Source organism: Vreelandella arctica, assembly GCF_037070215.1.
In the GTDB taxonomy this organism is placed as follows: domain Bacteria; phylum Pseudomonadota; class Gammaproteobacteria; order Pseudomonadales; family Halomonadaceae; genus Vreelandella; species Vreelandella arctica.
In genome coordinates this window covers 22,469-39,335 of record NZ_JBANSN010000017.1, presented here as the reverse complement: position 1 = coordinate 39,335, position 16,867 = coordinate 22,469, and the positions used below count along the sequence as shown (strand labels likewise).

The following is a 16,867-nucleotide window of genomic DNA, read 5'->3' as shown; positions in this document are numbered from 1 at the left end:
CAACCGTTACGTGTATGGAAAGTGGACGTCTTTTTGAACGCCACGCACTGCCTTTCGAGCAGGCGGCATTACCCGAAAGCTTTTCTGCTTTCAGGCGCAGCGTAGAGCAAGAATGTACGGTGCCTGAGAATCGCTGCGCACCGGTAACGCTGCCCCCCTGGCCTGAAGCCCCCAGAGGGTTTCCACCCCTAAAAGCCGTTTGTGAACAGAGCGCCACTTGGCAGCCCGATAGCCGTCAGGGTTATGCGTATCGGGGCGGTGAATCGGCGGCACATATGCGCCTTAACGATTACATTTGGCGTCAACAGGGCGCAGAGACGTATAAGAAAACCCGCAATGGCTTACTGGGCGCGAATTTTTCAACTCGCGTTTCCCCCTGGCTCGCCCGCGGCTGTCTATCGGCGCGCCAAGTGTATGCAACGGTGAAGGCGTGGGAAGCGGAGCACGGCAGCACTGAGTCGAGTTATTGGATTACCTTTGAGCTACTGTGGAGGGAGTATTTTATCCGTGTCGCTGAGCTGGAAGGGGCGAAGATGTTTGGCTCTCGTCAACCAGCCACGCCCTGTGCCGCTTTTGATGCCTGGCGAAATGCTACCACCGGGCTGCCGTTTGTCGATGCCGCGATGTTAGAGCTGCGCCACACTGGCTGGTTATCCAATCGCGCCCGGCAAAACGTGGCCAGCTTTTTGGTGAAAGACTTAAAAGTGGATTGGCGATTAGGCGCTTTATGGTTTGAGCACTGCTTGGTTGATTACGATGTTGCCAGTAACTGGGGTAATTGGCGTTATATTGCCGGGGTAGGGCGCGATCCACGACAGGATCGCTATTTTAATGTGCTTAAGCAGGCAGGCCATTACGACCCACAAGGGCTGTATGTTGCGCACTGGTTGAAACCGCTCGAAAATTTTCCCCCTGGTTTAGCACGCCACCAACCATGGCGTGTCAATGCTCTCGCGTTTAAGGCGCCTTATGTTGAACCCGAACAGTGGGCGCAATGGTTAATTCCTTACCAAGAAGCGGTTACAACAGCCAAGCCGCCTATATTGACTATCGTTACAAAGTAACCTTCACTGATGACCAGCCGTGAAGGCTGGCATCTACGACTTTTCTAGGCCATCATCCCAGGCATGCCAAGGACTGCCTAAGGATATAAATGATGTCTCGTAATTTCTCTGCTGGGCGACCATTCCGCCCTTTAGTATGTGCCTCGTTCATTGCCGCGTTAAGCACTCCTTTTGCAGGCAGTGTTGCGCTCGCCGACTCTCAATTGATGACAGAAGTAGATACTCAGGCGGCTACTGAGGTTAGTTATGCAAACTTTCAGCAGTGGCTTCAGGAGTTTCGTCAGTACGCCGCCAATCAGGGAATCAGCGAAGCAACCCTGAGCAGTGCACTGGATGGCGTACGCTTTCGCGAGCGGGTGATCGAGCTCGACGGTTATCAGCCCGAATTTGTCCGCGCTATCTGGGAGTACCTTGATACTGCGGTGTCGTCTACGCGGATTAATACCGGGAGGGAGAAGTTGGCTGCCCACCGGGATACCGCGCTGGAGATGCAGCAACGCTTTGGGATACCTGCCGAAATTATCGTCGCTATCTGGGGAATTGAGAGCAACTACGGTAGTAATTTCGGCGATTTCTCGACCTTGGAATCCCTTGCCACACTGGCTTATGACGGCCGACGTCGTGACTTCGCTCGCGGGGAACTACTCGCTGCCTTGCGTATTATCGACGAAGGAGATATCGCCGCCGAGCAGATGAAAGGCTCTTGGGCAGGGGCGATGGGTCATACCCAGTTTATCCCTAGCAGTTTTGAAGCCTATGCCGTGGACGGTGATGGCGATGGCCGTCGCGATATCTGGGGCAGTATCCCCGACGTTATGGCATCAACGGCTAACTATCTTGACCGGGCTGGCTGGCAGGCTGGTCAGCCGTGGGGAGTCGAGGTGCGTTTGCCAGAAGGCTTTGATTATGCTCAGACCGAGCGACGCAGCAGCGCCGAATGGCGTTCTCAAGGCGTAGAGGCGCGGCAGGGCGAGTTGCCAGACTTTGATAGTGCGGCCATGGTTATTCCTGCTGGCGCCGATGGTCCTGCATTCCTGGCAGGCGCAAATTTTCGTGCCATTTTACGCTATAACAATGCGACCAGTTATGCGTTGGCTGTTGCAACTTTGGGTGATGCGATCGCCGGGCGTGATGGGATACAGCATGCCTGGCCGCGGGATCAGCAGCCTCTCACCCGTGATGATGTTCAAGAGCTTCAACGGGGTCTAAACCGCGTTGGTTACTCTGTGGGCGGAGCGGATGGCGTAATGGGGCCTAATACACGCCAGGGGTTGCGGAACTTCCAGCGAGATCAAGGGTTAATACCGGATGGCTTTGCGACGCAAGCACTGCTTGAGCAGTTACGCAGTCATTTAGAGTGATCAGGTTAAATCGAATTTACCAAGGATGATGTTATGCAATTAATGGGCAAAAAGTTACTAAAAAAGTTACTAGGCAGTGTATTGATGGGAGGCTTGCTCTCTGCCTCCGTGGCAATGGCCGATGACGATCAAGTATTTGGCTGGGTTGAAAAAGCAACCCTGCAGCCTTGGGATATTGAAGTGAAAGCCAAGCTTGATAGCGGCGCATTAACGTCTTCGCTAGATGCGCGGGATATTGAGATGTTTGAGCAAGATGATGAAGAGTGGGTACGCTTTCGTTTAAAGCTTGAAGATCAGGAGAGCGGTGAAGTTTTTAGTGATCAAATTGAGCGTCCGCTCTATCGAGAATTAGCAGTGCGCGGAGCAGGCGGTCGCGACGAGCGCCCTGTGGTGCTGCTGGAAGTCTGTATGGGCGATACCATTTATGAAGAGCAATTCAGTCTGCGCGACCGCGAAGAGATGAACTACCCGCTACTGCTGGGCCGCCGTACGATTAGCCATCTTGGCATGTTAGATGTGCGTGAAACGTTCTTGCAAGATCCTGAGTGTGGGGAAAACGCGACCGTTGTGCCCCACGACCCGGAAGATAATCAATCTTAACCACTTGCACTTACATTTACTTAGTTAAAACAGCCGTGACAGCAGGGCAGTCACGGCTGTTTCGACGCGTAGAATGCGCGGACCAAGGTGCATGCCCTCGCAACCCGCTGCCAGCAACTGCTCGACTTCCCACGCTATAAACCCTCCCTCTGGCCCTACCAATAATAAAGTAGGTTCACTGATATTTCTTGGGCAGGGATCAGGCATACCGGGGTGGGCGACCAATCCGCGGCGGTTGCCCAGTAGGCCAGGTAGTTGCTGCTCTAAAAAGGGACGAAAGCCTTTGCTCAGCGTGACAGTAGGTAGCTGTGTATCGCGCGCTTGTTCCAGGCCTAATAGTAGGTGTTGATGAATTTTTTCAGCGCGTAACTCCGGTGACTGCCAGTAACTTTTTTCTACCCGCTTGGTATGCAGTAAGGTGATCTCTTTCACACCCAGCGCCGTTACATGCTCCAGCGTGCGCGCTAGCATCCGTGGGCGGGGGAGTGCTAACACCAAGTGCACGGGAAGCGGTGGCGGCGGTGGCTCATCAAGGGTTTCTAATTGAAAAAAGGCGCGTTCCGCTGTGAGTTCCTTCAGCAGCGCTTTACCCATGTGACCGCCCTGTACGCCTACGGTTAGCAGGTCGCCGGGGGTCGAGCGATGGACATCGCGCAGATGTGTCAGGCGACGTGGGTCGGTGATGCAGACGTGGCCGTCGGCGGTAAGATCGTTAGGATCAAGCAAAATCAAATTCATAATGAGGGTCTATTGGTCACAGAACAGGCGCAGAGCGCCTTGCTAAACTATTAAGGTGGCTTGCATGGACGCGTGGTGCAGGCACAATACCAGTAACGGGAACAAAAGCCCCTATCGCGTTTAAGGAGATGCGCCGTGCGCGTGATTCGCAAGTATGCTAACCGTAGGTTGTACGATACGCAGCAAAGTCGTTATGTAACGCTGGAAGACCTGCGCCGTTTAATTATCGAAGAAGAGCCATTTCGGGTAGAAGATGCCAAAAGCAGGGAAGATCTGACGCGTACTATTTTGCTTTCTATTATTATCGAGCAGGAGCAAGCGGACAGCGAGGCCGAAGTGTTTTCTAACGACCTGCTGGCGCAATTAATCCGCGTTTACGATATGACATCACCGTTGCCGTTGTCGCGCTACCTAGAACAGGGCACTCAACTGATGTTAGAGCAGCAAAAACGTTTGCAAAGTCAGTGGAAGCAGGCGATGCGTAACACGCCGTTGGAATTTATGCGCGAGTTAGCTGAAGAGAATATGCGCTTTTGGCAAAACACGCTGAACCAGCCCGGTCAAGCCGATGACTCAGAAGATACAACGCAATCTGAGGGCGATAACCGCGACACCAACGATGATAACAAACCTACCTCCTAACCCCACTCGCCGCTGCGCTGTGGCATAATGCCGCCGATACGCTCTCCCGTTTGAGAAGGATGCACATGAAGGTTTTGATGATAGGCGGCGGTGGTCGTGAGCACGCCCTGGCTTGGAAATTAGCGCAATCTAAACAGGTTGAACAAGTATTTGTCGCGCCTGGAAACGCAGGCACCGCCACGGAGCCTAAGTTAACCAATGTGGCGATTGCGGCAACCGATTTAGAGGGTCTGATCGCCTTTGCCCGTGATGAGCAGATTGACCTTACCGTGGTAGGTCCTGAGGCGCCTTTGGTAGACGGTGTGGTCGATCGTTTTCAAGCAGCGGGGTTAACTATTTTTGGCCCTACGCAGGCGGCTGCCCAGTTGGAAGGTTCCAAATCCTTCACCAAGGATTTCCTGGCTCGTCATGAAATCCCTTCGGCGGACTATCAAACCTTTACTGAGGTACCCCCCGCGCTGGCCTATCTGCAAAAAATGGGTGCGCCGATAGTGATCAAGGCGGATGGCCTGGCTGCGGGTAAAGGCGTCATCGTAGCCCTTAGCGAGGCCGAAGCAGAGGCCGCTATTCGTGACATGCTGGAAGCCAATGCGTTTGGCGATGCAGGCGCTCGGGTGGTGATTGAAGAGTTCCTAGAGGGTGAAGAGGCGAGCTTTATTGTCATGGTGGACGGTGAGAATGTCGTGCCTATGGCGACTAGCCAAGACCATAAACGTGCCTACGATGGTGATACCGGCCCGAATACGGGTGGTATGGGGGCTTATTCGCCAGCACCGGTGGTTACCCCTGAAGTTGATGCGCGCATTATGGAGCAGGTGATTCTGCCCACTGTGCGTGGCATGGCTGCTGAGGGCAATGCCTATACGGGGTTCCTGTATGCAGGCTTAATGGTTGATGGTGCCGGTAACCCTCGCGTTATTGAGTACAACTGCCGCTTCGGTGACCCTGAAACCCAGCCGATTATGCTGCGCTTGCTTTCTGATCTGGCGGAGCTTTGCTTGGCGGGTGCCGAAGGCCGATTGGCCGGGCAGCGTTGCGAATGGGATTCGCGTGCGGCGGTAGGCGTGGTATTGGCTGCTGGCGGCTACCCTGGCAGCTATCGCAAAGGCGATGTTATCCACGGCTTAGCAGACGCTGAACAGACGGGTTGCAAAGTGTTCCACGCGGGCACAGCGCAAAATGCCAAGGGTGAAATCACCACGGCAGGCGGTCGTGTGCTGTGCGTAACAGCGTTAGGTGATAGCGTTTCAGAAGCGCAGCAGCAAGCGTACCAAGGCGTTCACGCGATTCACTGGGAAGGCGTTGAGTGTCGACGTGATATCGCGTTCAGAGCGATTGCTCGCGAGGGGTAAGTAAGCCTGATGCTGAGCTAGCTCTGAATGCATACGCTGTTTAAACCGAGGTTCCCTACTTCACTGACGAGGAAAAGGCATGGAGCGTGTCAAGCTGGACTTTCCCGCTGAAGCGGTCATTCATCGTCACTCTCTGACAGTGCGGGTAACCGATATGAACTACGGCCGCCACTTGGGGCACGATGCGGTGGTATCGCTGCTCCACGAGGCGCGTATTCAGGCCTTTGCGGCGCTGGATCTGCCTGAATGGGACATGCACGGGCATCCATCGGTCGTCGCCGACCTTGCGATAACGTATCAAAGTGAAGCACGCTGGCCTGACGCTTTGATCATTGCGACTGCCGTGCCTGAGCCTCAAGGTACAGCGTTGACAGTTTATCAGCGCATTTACCAGGCAGATTCCCAGCAGGTTGTCGCGACAGCACGGGTTAATCAACTGCTGATTGATCTTGCTACGGGGCGTCCTGTTGAGATGCCTGAGCAGGTTAAACAAGCGCTTGCACATGCGAGGTGCGGCTGATGTCACGGGAGTATCCGATCATTGCGGTCACCGGCTCTTCCGGGGCGGGCACGACCACCGTTCGGCGCAGTTTTGAGCGGATGTTTCTGCGTGAAGATGTGCATGCAGCCGTGATCGATGGCGATGCCTTTCACCGCTACACCCGCGATGATTTGCACCGTATCTTCCGGGAGGAGCCCGAGCGCAAAGATGAGCTTTCTCATTTTGCCGTAGAGGCTAACTTACTGGACCGCCTGGAAGGCTTGTTTAGCGAGTATGGCGAACATGGTTCAGGTACCTTTCGGCACTATATCCACGCCGAAGATAAGCAGAAAATTGAAGCGGGCTACCGGGTGGGGACGTTCACCGAGTGGCAATCGCTGCCCTGTGGAACCGACCTGCTGTTCTATGAAGGTTTGCACGGCGGGTTGGTGACCGAAGAGTATGATATTGCCCGCCATGTGGATCTGTTGGTAGGCGTGGCACCCACCATGAATCTGGAGTGGATTCAAAAAATCGACCGTGACACCAAACTGCGTGGTTATTCACAAGAAGCGGTTATTGACACTATCCTGGGCCGGATGGACGACTATGTCCGTTATATCCAACCGCAGTTCTCGCGCACCCACATCAATTTTCAGCGGGTGCCTACTGTTGATACCTCCAACCCCTTTGAGGTGCAGGATATCCCCACTGATGCTGAGTCGTTTGTGGTCATCCGCTTTCGAGATCCCTCCACGGTTGATTTCCCTTGGCTGCTGGCGATGATCAAAGATTCGTTTATGACCCGCCCGCATACCTTGGTGGTACCCGGCGCGCGGATGTCGCTGGCCATGGAGCTAATACTTGCCCCTCTGGTCAGGCATCTACTGGCGCAGCGGCGCTTCCGTTAATCGTGACCGTCAGCATTGGCTGAAAGCCGTAAGGAGAGTTATATGGATTGTCTGTTTTGTAAAATCATCAAGCGCGAAATCCCTGCCGATATCGTTTATGAAGATGAGCATGTATTGGCGTTTAACGATATTGGCCCTCAGGCGCCGACGCATCAGTTGATCATTCCCAAAAAGCATATCGCCACACTCAATGATATCGATGAAACCGATCTTGTGACGGTAGGGCGGCTACAGTTTACTGCCGCCAAGCTTGCCCGTGAGCAGGGCTTTGCTGAAGATGGCTATCGTGTGGTTATGAACTGCAACGAAATGGGCGGGCAAACGGTCTACCATATCCACATGCATTTAATGGGTGGACGCGCTTTCACGTGGCCTGCTGGTTAGTCTAAGTAGACCGCTCGTCACCCGTCATCAAACAACGGAGTGTTGCCATGGATCGTCAACAGAGTCGTTCAGATCGCGTCATCCACCAGTTTGATACTGTTTTACGTACGCTAATGCCTCACGCGGCCGCATCGCAGCGCACCAGCCCTGCAGTGGGTGTTGTCGATGGCGTGCTCGATGATCAAGAGCGCCGCCACGCGGCGGGTTTGATGCGGATTAATCATACCGGTGAAGTGTGTGCCCAAGCGCTTTACCAGGGGCAGAGCGTGACCGCTAAACTTCCTCATGTGCGTCAACAGGTTGAGCAGTCTGCACTGGAAGAGATCGATCATCTGGCCTGGTGTGATGAGCGTTTAGTGCAGTTACAAAGCCGACCCAGCTATTTAAACCCGCTCTTTTATGTAGCCTCGTTTGGCATCGGTGCAGCGACTGGGGCAGTCAGTGATCGTATCAGTTTGGGGGTTGTTGCCGCGACGGAAGAACAGGCAAGCAAACATCTTGATGCTCACCAAAAATCGCTACCCCCCGGCGATTATCGCTCACGAGCTATCCTACGCCAAATGGCTGTTGATGAGGCGCATCACGCCCATCTTGCTTTAGAGGCAGGGGGCATTCGTTTTCCTGCCCCGGTGAAGTGGGGCATGCGACTGGCATCGAAAGTCATCTCTAAAAGTGCCTATCACCTTTAAATTCTAATAGACGCCGCATAATGGAGTGTGCAGCAAACCCCTAAGGGAAGCGATAACCAAGGAAAGGAGCAAAGGATGCTAGGCAATGCAGTGCTGTTTTTCATCATTGCGATTATCGCGGGAGTGGTTGGCTTTTCTGGCATTGCCGGGGCTGCTTCGACCATTGCGCAAATACTGTTCGTGCTATTTTTAATTCTGTGTATCGTTTCATTTCTTACTGATCGCAGACGTTAGGCGTTTACTGACATCAGCGCAATTAAAAAGGCCCCGCAGTGCGGGGCCTTGGCTATCAATATCACGCGTCAGTGTGAGGCAAGCTATCAAGCATCAATGCGCTTGTACTTCATACGCTTAGGCGTATCGTTGCCGACCCGCTTTTTATGATCTTCCTCATACTCTGCGTAGTTGCCTTCAAACAAGACCACTTCAGAGTCACCTTCAAAGGCCATAATGTGCGTGGCGATACGGTCTAAGAACCAACGATCGTGCGAAATCACCATGGCACAGCCGGGGAAAGCCAGTAGTGCGTCTTCCAGTGCCCGCAGAGTTTCGATATCCAAATCGTTTGACGGCTCATCAAGTAACAGCACGTTAGCGCCTTGCTTGAGCGTTTGCGCAAGCTGTAAGCGACCGCGTTCACCCCCGGAGAGCTCCGATAAACGCTTCTGCTGGTCGTTCCCTTTAAAGTTGAATCGACCAACATAGGCGCGGGAAGAAACTTCGTAGCCGTTAATATTCAGGATGTCCTGACCATCCGATACGGCTTCCCAGACAGTTTGCTTGTTGTCCAGCGCATCGCGTAACTGCTCGACATAGGCGATGTCGACGGTTTCGCCAATCACAACCTCGCCTGCATCGGGCTGCTCTTTACCGGTAATCAGCTGGAATAGGGTCGACTTACCTGCGCCGTTACCGCCGACGATCCCCACAATCGCACCCGGGGGAATCGTGAAAGAGAGGTCTTGATAAAGCAGCTTGTCATCGAAGCGTTTGGTCACGTTATGAAACTCAATGACCTTGTCGCCTAGGCGTGGACCAGGCGGAATATAGATTTCATTGGTTTCATTGCGCTTCTGGAAGTCGCCTGACTGCATTTCTTCAAAGCGGTTAAGACGCGCTTTGCTTTTTGCCTGGCGGCCTTTGGCGTTGCTGCGCACCCACTCAAGCTCTTGCCTGATGGCTTTTTGGCGCGAGGCTTCCTGCTTGGCTTCTTGGTTTAAGCGCTGATCTTTCTGCTCAAGCCAATGAGAGTAGTTACCCTCAAACGGGATACCCTGACCACGGTCAAGCTCAAGAATCCAGCCCGCCACGTTATCCAGGAAGTAACGGTCGTGGGTAATCGCCACTACGGTACCGTTGTAGTCGTGCAAGAAGCGCTCAAGCCAAGCCACTGATTCTGCATCAAGGTGGTTGGTAGGCTCATCCAGCAGCAGCATGTCAGGACTTGAGAGCAACAGGCGACATAGTGCCACCCGGCGGCGTTCACCCCCTGATAGGTTGCCGACTTTGGCATCCCAAGGAGGAAGGCGCAACGCTTCAGCGGCAACGTCCAACTTGCGTTCTAAGTTATGCGCATCGGCCGCCTCGATAATATTTTCCAGCCGCCCCTGCTCGCTTGCCAGGGCATCAAAGTCGGCGTCTGGCTCGGCGTAAGCTGCGTACACCGCGTCTAACTTCTCTTGTGCTTCTTTAATTGCCCCTAGCGCTTCTTCGACGGTGTCGCGGACGTTTTTCTCGTCGTCTAGTTCCGGCTCCTGGGGAAGGTAGCCAATATTGATGCCGGGCATCGGACGAGCTTCACCTTCAAACTCTTTATCGACACCGGCCATGATGCGCAGCAGTGTGGATTTCCCCGAACCGTTAAGCCCCAATACGCCGATTTTGGCACCAGGGAAAAACGATAATGAGATATCCTTGAGAATTTGCTTTTTGGGCGGCACTACTTTGCCAACCCGATTCATGGTGAAAACGTAAGAACCTGTTTGACCTTTTTTGTCACCTTTTGACATAGCCTAGCTTTCCTCTAAATCAGTTTTCATGGGGCTTTGAGAGGAATGATGAGCGCTCAAAGCAGAGAAATAAAAAGTTAAGTTTTTCTTTCCTGTATTCCTGTTCTTTACTATACTTAAAAAAGTCGCGTTTAAGAAGGAAGCAATATGGGTTATCAAGTCATCGAGCAGGTGGTGAATGCTGCGCGAAGAAAGTTGCTTGTGCAAGACCATATCCCCGTCTATTACCCAAACCTGTACGTCACTTTCGAGCTTTCAGGCAAGGCTTTGGATACCAGCAAAAAGTACCTAGAGCACCTGGCCGTACTTGAAGACTTCCTCGCTTTCTCATCCATCGATCTCATTTCCCGCCTGGAGCAGCGTCCCAAGTCGCAGTATCTGACGGACAGCGAAATCTCCCGGTTTGTGTCAGACGCGGGGTTCAACAAAGTAACCTTGGCCAAAAAGTATGCGGGCACGCGCTTACACCCAACTGCATACGAATCGGTTGGCAAGGTTCATGCGAAACAGCGTATTGAAGCAGTACGCGATTACCTAGCTTTTCTGTACGATAAGCTTGGTGATCAGTCGACGCGAGATGCAGCGGTTGACGATGTTAAACGACGCTTAAATCGCAAAATTAAAGCGGCGAGCCCAGGGTGGAAAAAGACGCGCATTGACAATATGAAAGGGCTGACATCCTCGGAACGGAGTCGATTGCTGGAAGTCATGCACCCGGAGAGTGCTGAGAATCCATTCGCAGATGAAGCAATTAAGCTGCGGAACTATATCATTTTACTGTTAGGTCTCGATATGGGACTGCGCCGCTCTGAAATGCTTCTGATCAAGTTCGAAGAGGACATTGACCTGGATACTGGCCTGCTTTCGGTAGTCAATCTTAGAGATGAAAGTATAGATCCGCGCACGATAGCTCCGCAATTCAAAACACATGAGCGAGAGCTGTATATGGGCGACGATCTTCGTGAGGCGATTAGTCAGTATGAGTCGAAATATCGCTACAGAAAAACTGATAAAGGCTCATCGCAGGCGAGAAAGCACCCGTTTTTGCTCGTATCTCATAGACGAAATGAGGGTCAACCTATGAGCATTAAAGCGCTGGATGGCGTTTTCCCCCGAGTCGGCAAAGTAGCGCCTGAGCTAGCTCACATCCATCCCCATATTCTGAGGCATGACGCGGTCTATACGATGCTCGGAAGCATGAGCGAAGAGCTTGAGAAGCTAACGCCAGAAGACCGCACAACTCTAGTTCAAAAGACCCTAACTTTTATGTTTGGGTGGAGTCCTGAATCGAACATGCCGGGTCTCTACGGGGCGAAGTTTTGGAAGGAAGAAGCAGATAAGGCTATGACAAAACGCTCGGATAAATTCAAGGCAATCAGAAAGGGTGTCGAGACTGAAATTCGCAAGGGACGCAAAGAATGAATATCGCAGTTTCAGCACTTGCAGCACCGACGCAGGACTCTCTTGATGCGTGGCTGAATACACCTCGACTCGCCAAATGCGGCGAGTTTTTCACTCCCTCTGAACCGATGTGGTGGCCTGATAGATCAACTCGCAGAGCGATCAATTGGCAAGCCGCAATCGCTTGCGTTCCGGCCGACTGGCAACGCTGGTTACACGCCGCCTTGGCCTACCGGACGGCCGAGTCTGCACAGAATACTATTGGAGGAACTTCTACAATACTTTCGCGCGCGGCGCAGGTAGGGCTCAATCCCCTCAATGAGTATCACCTGATCGATTTGCGCGAGCGTTTTAGTATGAGCGAATTTTCCGCGCTGGCCAGTTTCATGAAATTTTGGCAAAAGTGTGAATCGCTTGAGCAGCGACCATCGCAAGTCCTGATTGATGCTTATGGCACGCTACCTCGAAAGAAGCGGCCCCGAAACGATGTCGTCTTGCGCTTAGATCCTGAACAGGGGCCGTTCACGCAGGTGGAGCAAGACGACCTGTTCAAGTGGGCGCATGAGCAGTTCTGTCACGGCAATTTAGATACTGAGCGCTACCTCTATTTGCGTTTGTTGATGATCTACGGACAGCGTGGCACACAACTGCGCATGATGGTTTTTAACGACTTTATCAAAACCGAGCGGGGCTACCAGGTTCGAATTTTCTGGGCGAAGCAGAAAGGCGATGATGCTGGGTGGCGAGAAAAGTCCGAGACCTTCAACTTAGATGAGGATCTTTACAATGTCGTGCAGGCCTATCGGTCGATTGTCCTCACTCGACTTGAGCAGGAATATCCTGGTCGAGCCGATTGGTGTAAAGCGATTGAGCATGTGCCACTCTTTCGTCGCAAGCTGGTTCAGAAAGGAGGTGATACCAAGCTGGTCCCCGTAATAGTTGACCTGCCTGATCAAAATGTGTTGGAGCAGAAACCACAGGCGAAGTTTCATATTACCTGTGGAACTACAAGTTTATGGCTGTTTCAAATGGAGAGTATGCCGGACTTTCCCATTTCTTCGCGTACACATAAGTCTCTGAAAATTAGTAAGGGCCATCGCTTCAGGCACACGCTCGGTACCGATCTTTCGAATGCAGGGCTGGATGAGTGGTCAATCGCTAGCGCATTTATGCATTCTAATACACGCACCGTCCGTAAATACCGAGCGGTATCGGCAGAGTTGATGAAGCTGATTGACGAGAAAATGAGTGATCATCTCGCGCTGGTCGTGAGAGCTTTTACGGGCACTATCGTGACAGATCGTGCTTCAGCCAAAAATGGGGATCGTGTAGATCGCCAGATTGAAGATCTTGCCGTTTGCGGTGCGGATAAAACCTGCCATCTGGACGCCCCTTTTACTTGCTACGGATGCAGCAAATTTCAGCCGCTACTTGACGCGGATCACAGCGCTGCACTTGAGCGGCTGGAACGTCGCCGTGCGCAAACCATTGCCACGGATAAAACCACGGGTGTGCTCTGGGACCGTGCCATTCTCGCGTGTCGCAAGGTAATTCTCGATTGCATTGCGCTGCGTGAATCAGGCAAGGCAGGCGGAAGTGACGCATGAGTAGCATTATCGATTTTAAACCCCAGAGCCACTTTAAAGCCGCCGCGCAACTGGATGCTTTTATCGTGTGGGCGCAAGCTACTTTGCCCAAGGGCGTTGCTAATAAAGAGGTTCATGCGGGTATTCGGTGGAATATGGACTCGTGGCATAAGTCGGGAGTTACCAGTTGCGCCTTTACTGCGCATGAATCACCCAGATATGCGAAGGCGAAAGACAAAAAGTACATGCAGCCGCCGTTCATAGATTTCGCCAAGGCGCTAATTGTGTATTACAGAGTATTTCAAGGAAAGAAATCGGTTTGGAGCTGGCTCTCCGCTGCAAAGATTCTTGAGGTTGCGCTGGTCGAGTTGTCTGGAACAAGGGACGTGACCAGAATATCGGCGGCTATCTGCAACAGGGCCTGTGAGCACCTCAAAAACGTGTATCCTGACGGCAATACTGCATACTTTTATAGCAAGAGTCTTGGACAGATAGTCCAGTTGATGAGAAATAAAGGGCTACTAGCTACCCCTTTTCGATGGTCTTCGCCGTTGCGATTGAAGAACTTTGGTACGCTGAAGGAGCAGAAGAAAAATCGCGACAAAAAATTGCCGAGCCGTGAATCCATTCTAGCCTTGGGTGAATTGTTTAATAACGACTTGGCCAGTCCGCTCGATGTTATAACCACCTCAGCTTGTGTTCTCTTGCTCAGTCAGCCTAGTCGCATCGGAGAATTAGTCGATGTTGAGCTTGATTGCGTGCTGTTTAAGGAGGATGTTTATGGCGGTCAGCGCATGTTCCTGCGATGGTACGCTGAGAAGGGGTTTGGAGCGACGACTAAGCCCGTTGTGACAGGTATGGAGTCTTCAGTGGAGCGTGTCATTAAGCTGTTGGCACCTGTCACTGATGAGGCGCGCAAGTATGCAGCATGGCTCGAAGATCATCCTGATGAATTTCCGCCGCATGCGGGTGTACCCCTGAAAGACCCAGATGAACCGCTCTCGTATGATGAAGCCTGTGTAGCGCTAAAGATAAATGCAAATGTGCAATCACCGCGAGCAGCTTTTAAGGGTGGGTTTCTCGACTCCCTAGCAAAATATAAAGCATTAAGTCCTGAGGCACAGGTAGTACTCGATGGGATACGAGCAGGATGGGATAACAATGGAAAACGAGTTTATGTGAATGGAAAACTTGACCACCATGAGTTTAACGATAGAGCGGTCATTACGTTGCGTAAACTCAATATCCTTATGCGCGAAAAGTACCTGCCTAAAGACTTTCCGTACACCTCTCCTGCGGCATATGGCAAGAAGCGCGTGAAGTACCGTGATGCGTTGTTTACAGTGCGAACGGGTAGCCTGACTGAGAAGACAAATAACTCCCGCCACTCTAAGTATGATTTAGGCGTAGAGATCGCTGCCAACCTTAACCGAATGGCGACACAATTAGGAGGTGCTCCGCGCATGCAGAGTATTTTCGAGCGACACGGATATAAGGGCATTAAGGTGAACACACACGCCTTTCGTCACGAGCTGAATACTGAGATGCACCGAGCGGGCCTTTCGCAATTACTTATCGATGCGTTTTCTGGACGCACAACTATGGGCTCTGTCTACAACCATGAGACCGTCGAGGAGCGTACCCAAAGGGTTGCCCAATATCACCCAAAAACGAAACACAGCAACGCGGCTCAGCGGCTGGAAAAGGTCAAAACAAATCAACCTTTGAGACTCAGTGATGTTAGAGATCTGCATGAGAATGATCAGGATCTAGTCATCCATCAGACACACGTTGGGATCTGTGTACACAACTTTGCCTCCAATCCCTGTCCGAAAATGGGGGCCTGCTTGACCTGCGGGAAGCTCGGTTGTGTGAAGGGTGATGAAGTGAAGCTCGCAAACCTCAAAGAAGAACGCAAGGACCTTAAACGCCGCTACGACAAAGCGCTTGATGCGCAGACTCGCGATATTTTTGGGGCCTCAGAGTGGGCCAAAAAAGTGGGTATGGATCTCTATAAGTGTGACGCGCTGATCCGAACCCTAGAGAACCCTGAACTCGAAAACGGCGACATCGTGTGGAACGTCGATAATGGTTGGACGCTGACAAGCAATGCCGCCGCAATGGCAGGGCTGACCGATGCCAAAGACATCGAAGCGAAAAATGAGCAGCTGCTGTCATTAGATGACTTGTCAGCAATGCTAGACGAGATTGAGGTATAGCAATGGGGCATTTAACGAAGAAAGATGAAGCGCGCATCATCAAGCTGATTGAAGAGTGGTCAGAGCCAAAGCTGACCTGGCCTCTACTCGTTGAAGCGTGCAAAGAAAAACTGGGTATCAGTCGTGCTCGCCAGTCTCTGATGAAGCTACCCGCCGTTGATATGGCGATGAAGAATCGCAAGGCCGCATTGAAGGCTCCGAAGGAGGCACCAGTATGGATTGGCGACATTCGCCAAGCGAACGAGCGCATTGAAGAACTGACTGAGAAGAACCAAAAGCTTATGTACGCTCTTCGTGAGATGCATGCGCGATTCTTAATATGGCAGGCAAACGCTGATATGCGTGGGGTAACGCAATCGATGCTTGAGCAGCCAGTGCTTCAGCTCCAGAAGAAATCCTAATTGAGTGTTCATAAAGCTATACTTTGTGGACACCATGGGCAAGCTCCTAAATGCCAACCTTTTTGGTGCCCAAAAACCTTGCTTGTCAATTTCTTGGCATGATGTATAGAAGCCTTTTCTTTTTATGAACAGTATGAGGTCTGATGGGGTTTATATCGGGAAAGCATTTTGGATACATTCGCGTCTCAACGGTCGGCCAGAATAGTGATCGTCAGCTTGATGGCGTCAAGCTGACAAGCTTTTCGAAGAGAAAGTGTCCGGCAAAAATGCCGATTCTCGCGACGTTCTGAAACTCTGTCTCGATTATCTCCGCCAGCACGACACACTTCATGTTCACAGCATTGACCGGCTCGCTCGCAACATGTCTGACCTGCTCTCGATTGTTGATGACCTAGGAAAGCGTGATGTTACAGTCAAGTTTCATTCCAAGGGATTAACATTCGCCCCGCAGACAGATTATCCCATGGCTTCGTTGATGCTGCACATGCTTGGCGCATTTGCCGATTTTGAACGGTCCCTTATCGGCCAGCGGCGAAAAGATGGGCTAGAAGCTGCCAGGAAGCGCGAAAACAGATTGGTCGTCGGAAATCGTTATCTGATTAGGATCTTTTGGAAATTGCTCATAAGCTCTCTAAGGGGGATTCTAAGAGCGATTTGGCAAAAGAATATGGCGTTTCCCGCACAACGCTATATGCAGCTTGAAGAAGTCTCAGAAGGAGTAATCCTCTCTTTGACAATAAAAGCCCATAATTTATGCATTGGGGAAGATCCAATACGGGTTTATGAACTTGGTTTGCAGATGGGTAAGGAGCGAGCTATTGGCTGATATCGACCCTGAGCGGACATTCCGGATAATGCAGCAGGCGCGCGAATTTTGATTATATAGCCTAACGGAAATTAATAGCCCAAAGAATCATAGCCTTGGGAGAGCCTGGCAAGCTGCATTTGCCTGAAAAAAGTGCCAGCACGTTCATTCAATCATAGAACGCGCCGTCTAATACGCTGTTGAACTAAACCGCTTCGCGGTAG

At 51.9% G+C, this 16,867-nt stretch carries 16 protein-coding genes and 1 pseudogene; 15 read left to right on the top strand and 2 right to left on the bottom strand.

All coding sequences use genetic code 11. From position 1 onward, the window contains the following. Nucleotides 1-14: 14 nt before the first annotated feature. The 3 genes from V8L70_RS15030 (at nt 15) to rloA3 (ending at nt 3,025) form a co-directional block, all read left to right on the top strand. Nucleotides 15-1,064, top strand: coding sequence for a DASH family cryptochrome (locus V8L70_RS15030; protein ID WP_431313227.1), 1,050 nt, complete (start codon nt 15-17; stop codon nt 1,062-1,064). 92 nt (nt 1,065-1,156) lie between these two features. Then, nucleotides 1,157-2,425 carry a lytic murein transglycosylase gene (locus V8L70_RS15025; protein ID WP_336270017.1) on the top strand — a complete coding sequence of 423 codons (1,269 nt, stop codon included), beginning with the start codon at nt 1,157-1,159 and terminating at the stop codon, nt 2,423-2,425. Nucleotides 2,426-2,458: 33 nt separating this feature from the next. Then, nucleotides 2,459-3,025: a retropepsin-like aspartic peptidase RloA3 gene (gene rloA3, locus V8L70_RS15020; RefSeq protein ID WP_336269987.1), complete on the top strand. Its 567-nt coding sequence runs from the start codon at nt 2,459-2,461 to the stop codon at nt 3,023-3,025. A gap of 24 nt (nt 3,026-3,049) precedes the next feature. On the opposite strand, the gene V8L70_RS15015 is transcribed toward rloA3, so the two are convergent. Next, complete coding sequence (locus tag V8L70_RS15015; RefSeq protein WP_336269985.1) at nt 3,050-3,763, bottom strand: 16S rRNA (uracil(1498)-N(3))-methyltransferase; 714 nt, start codon at nt 3,761-3,763, stop codon at nt 3,050-3,052. A 135-nt stretch (nt 3,764-3,898) separates the two neighbouring features. On the opposite strand from V8L70_RS15015, the gene phaR reads away from it, so the two are divergent. The 7 genes from phaR (at nt 3,899) to V8L70_RS14980 (ending at nt 8,456) form a co-directional block, all read left to right on the top strand. Continuing rightward, the gene (phaR, locus tag V8L70_RS15010) at nt 3,899-4,405 is read left to right on the top strand and encodes a polyhydroxyalkanoate synthesis repressor PhaR (RefSeq protein ID WP_336269983.1); all 507 of its coding nucleotides are present in this window, start codon (nt 3,899-3,901) and stop codon (nt 4,403-4,405) included. Nucleotides 4,406-4,470: 65 nt separating this feature from the next. Then, nucleotides 4,471-5,757, top strand: coding sequence for a phosphoribosylamine--glycine ligase (gene purD / locus V8L70_RS15005; RefSeq protein ID WP_336269982.1), 1,287 nt, complete (start codon nt 4,471-4,473; stop codon nt 5,755-5,757). 79 nt (nt 5,758-5,836) lie between these two features. Continuing rightward, complete coding sequence (locus V8L70_RS15000; RefSeq protein WP_336269980.1) at nt 5,837-6,277, top strand: acyl-CoA thioesterase; 441 nt, start codon at nt 5,837-5,839, stop codon at nt 6,275-6,277. Beyond that, entirely contained in the window at nt 6,277-7,149 is an 873-nt protein-coding gene (locus tag V8L70_RS14995; RefSeq protein WP_336269979.1) for a phosphoribulokinase, read from the top strand. The genes V8L70_RS15000 and V8L70_RS14995 overlap by 1 nt, the downstream gene beginning before the upstream one ends. Nucleotides 7,150-7,191: 42 nt before the next feature. Continuing rightward, complete coding sequence (locus tag V8L70_RS14990) at nt 7,192-7,533, top strand: histidine triad nucleotide-binding protein (protein ID WP_008959626.1); 342 nt, start codon at nt 7,192-7,194, stop codon at nt 7,531-7,533. Nucleotides 7,534-7,580: 47 nt separating this feature from the next. Then, on the top strand, nt 7,581-8,222 hold the full coding sequence (gene coq7 / locus V8L70_RS14985) for a 2-polyprenyl-3-methyl-6-methoxy-1,4-benzoquinone monooxygenase (RefSeq protein WP_008959625.1): 642 nt from the start codon (nt 7,581-7,583) through the stop codon (nt 8,220-8,222). 75 nt (nt 8,223-8,297) lie between these two features. Next, a complete protein-coding gene (locus tag V8L70_RS14980; protein ID WP_101147824.1) occupies nt 8,298-8,456 on the top strand; it encodes a DUF1328 domain-containing protein in 159 nt (52 codons plus the stop codon). Between the two features lie 86 nt (nt 8,457-8,542). Here the strand turns inward: V8L70_RS14980 and ettA are convergent, their stop codons facing one another. Next, a complete protein-coding gene (gene ettA, locus V8L70_RS14975; protein ID WP_336269976.1) occupies nt 8,543-10,231 on the bottom strand; it encodes an energy-dependent translational throttle protein EttA in 1,689 nt (562 codons plus the stop codon). A 147-nt stretch (nt 10,232-10,378) separates the two neighbouring features. Between ettA and V8L70_RS14970 the strand changes: the two genes are divergently transcribed. From V8L70_RS14970 to V8L70_RS14950, 5 genes and pseudogenes are all read left to right on the top strand, one after another. After that, on the top strand, nt 10,379-11,653 hold the full coding sequence (locus V8L70_RS14970) for a site-specific integrase (protein ID WP_301396116.1): 1,275 nt from the start codon (nt 10,379-10,381) through the stop codon (nt 11,651-11,653). Next, the gene (locus V8L70_RS14965) at nt 11,650-13,239 is read left to right on the top strand and encodes a tyrosine-type recombinase/integrase (RefSeq protein WP_336269975.1); all 1,590 of its coding nucleotides are present in this window, start codon (nt 11,650-11,652) and stop codon (nt 13,237-13,239) included. The genes V8L70_RS14970 and V8L70_RS14965 overlap by 4 nt, the downstream gene beginning before the upstream one ends. Next, nucleotides 13,236-15,437, top strand: a complete 2,202-nt coding sequence (locus tag V8L70_RS14960; RefSeq protein ID WP_336269974.1) for a hypothetical protein — start codon at nt 13,236-13,238, stop codon at nt 15,435-15,437. Before V8L70_RS14965 ends, V8L70_RS14960 begins: the two co-directional genes overlap by 4 nt. Before the next feature lie 2 nt (nt 15,438-15,439). Next, on the top strand, nt 15,440-15,838 hold the full coding sequence (locus tag V8L70_RS14955) for a hypothetical protein (RefSeq protein ID WP_301396113.1): 399 nt from the start codon (nt 15,440-15,442) through the stop codon (nt 15,836-15,838). A 247-nt stretch (nt 15,839-16,085) separates the two neighbouring features. Further along, nucleotides 16,086-16,664 (top strand): annotated as a pseudogene (locus V8L70_RS14950) (recombinase family protein); the annotation flags it as partial. Between the last annotated feature and the right edge of the window lie 203 nt (nt 16,665-16,867).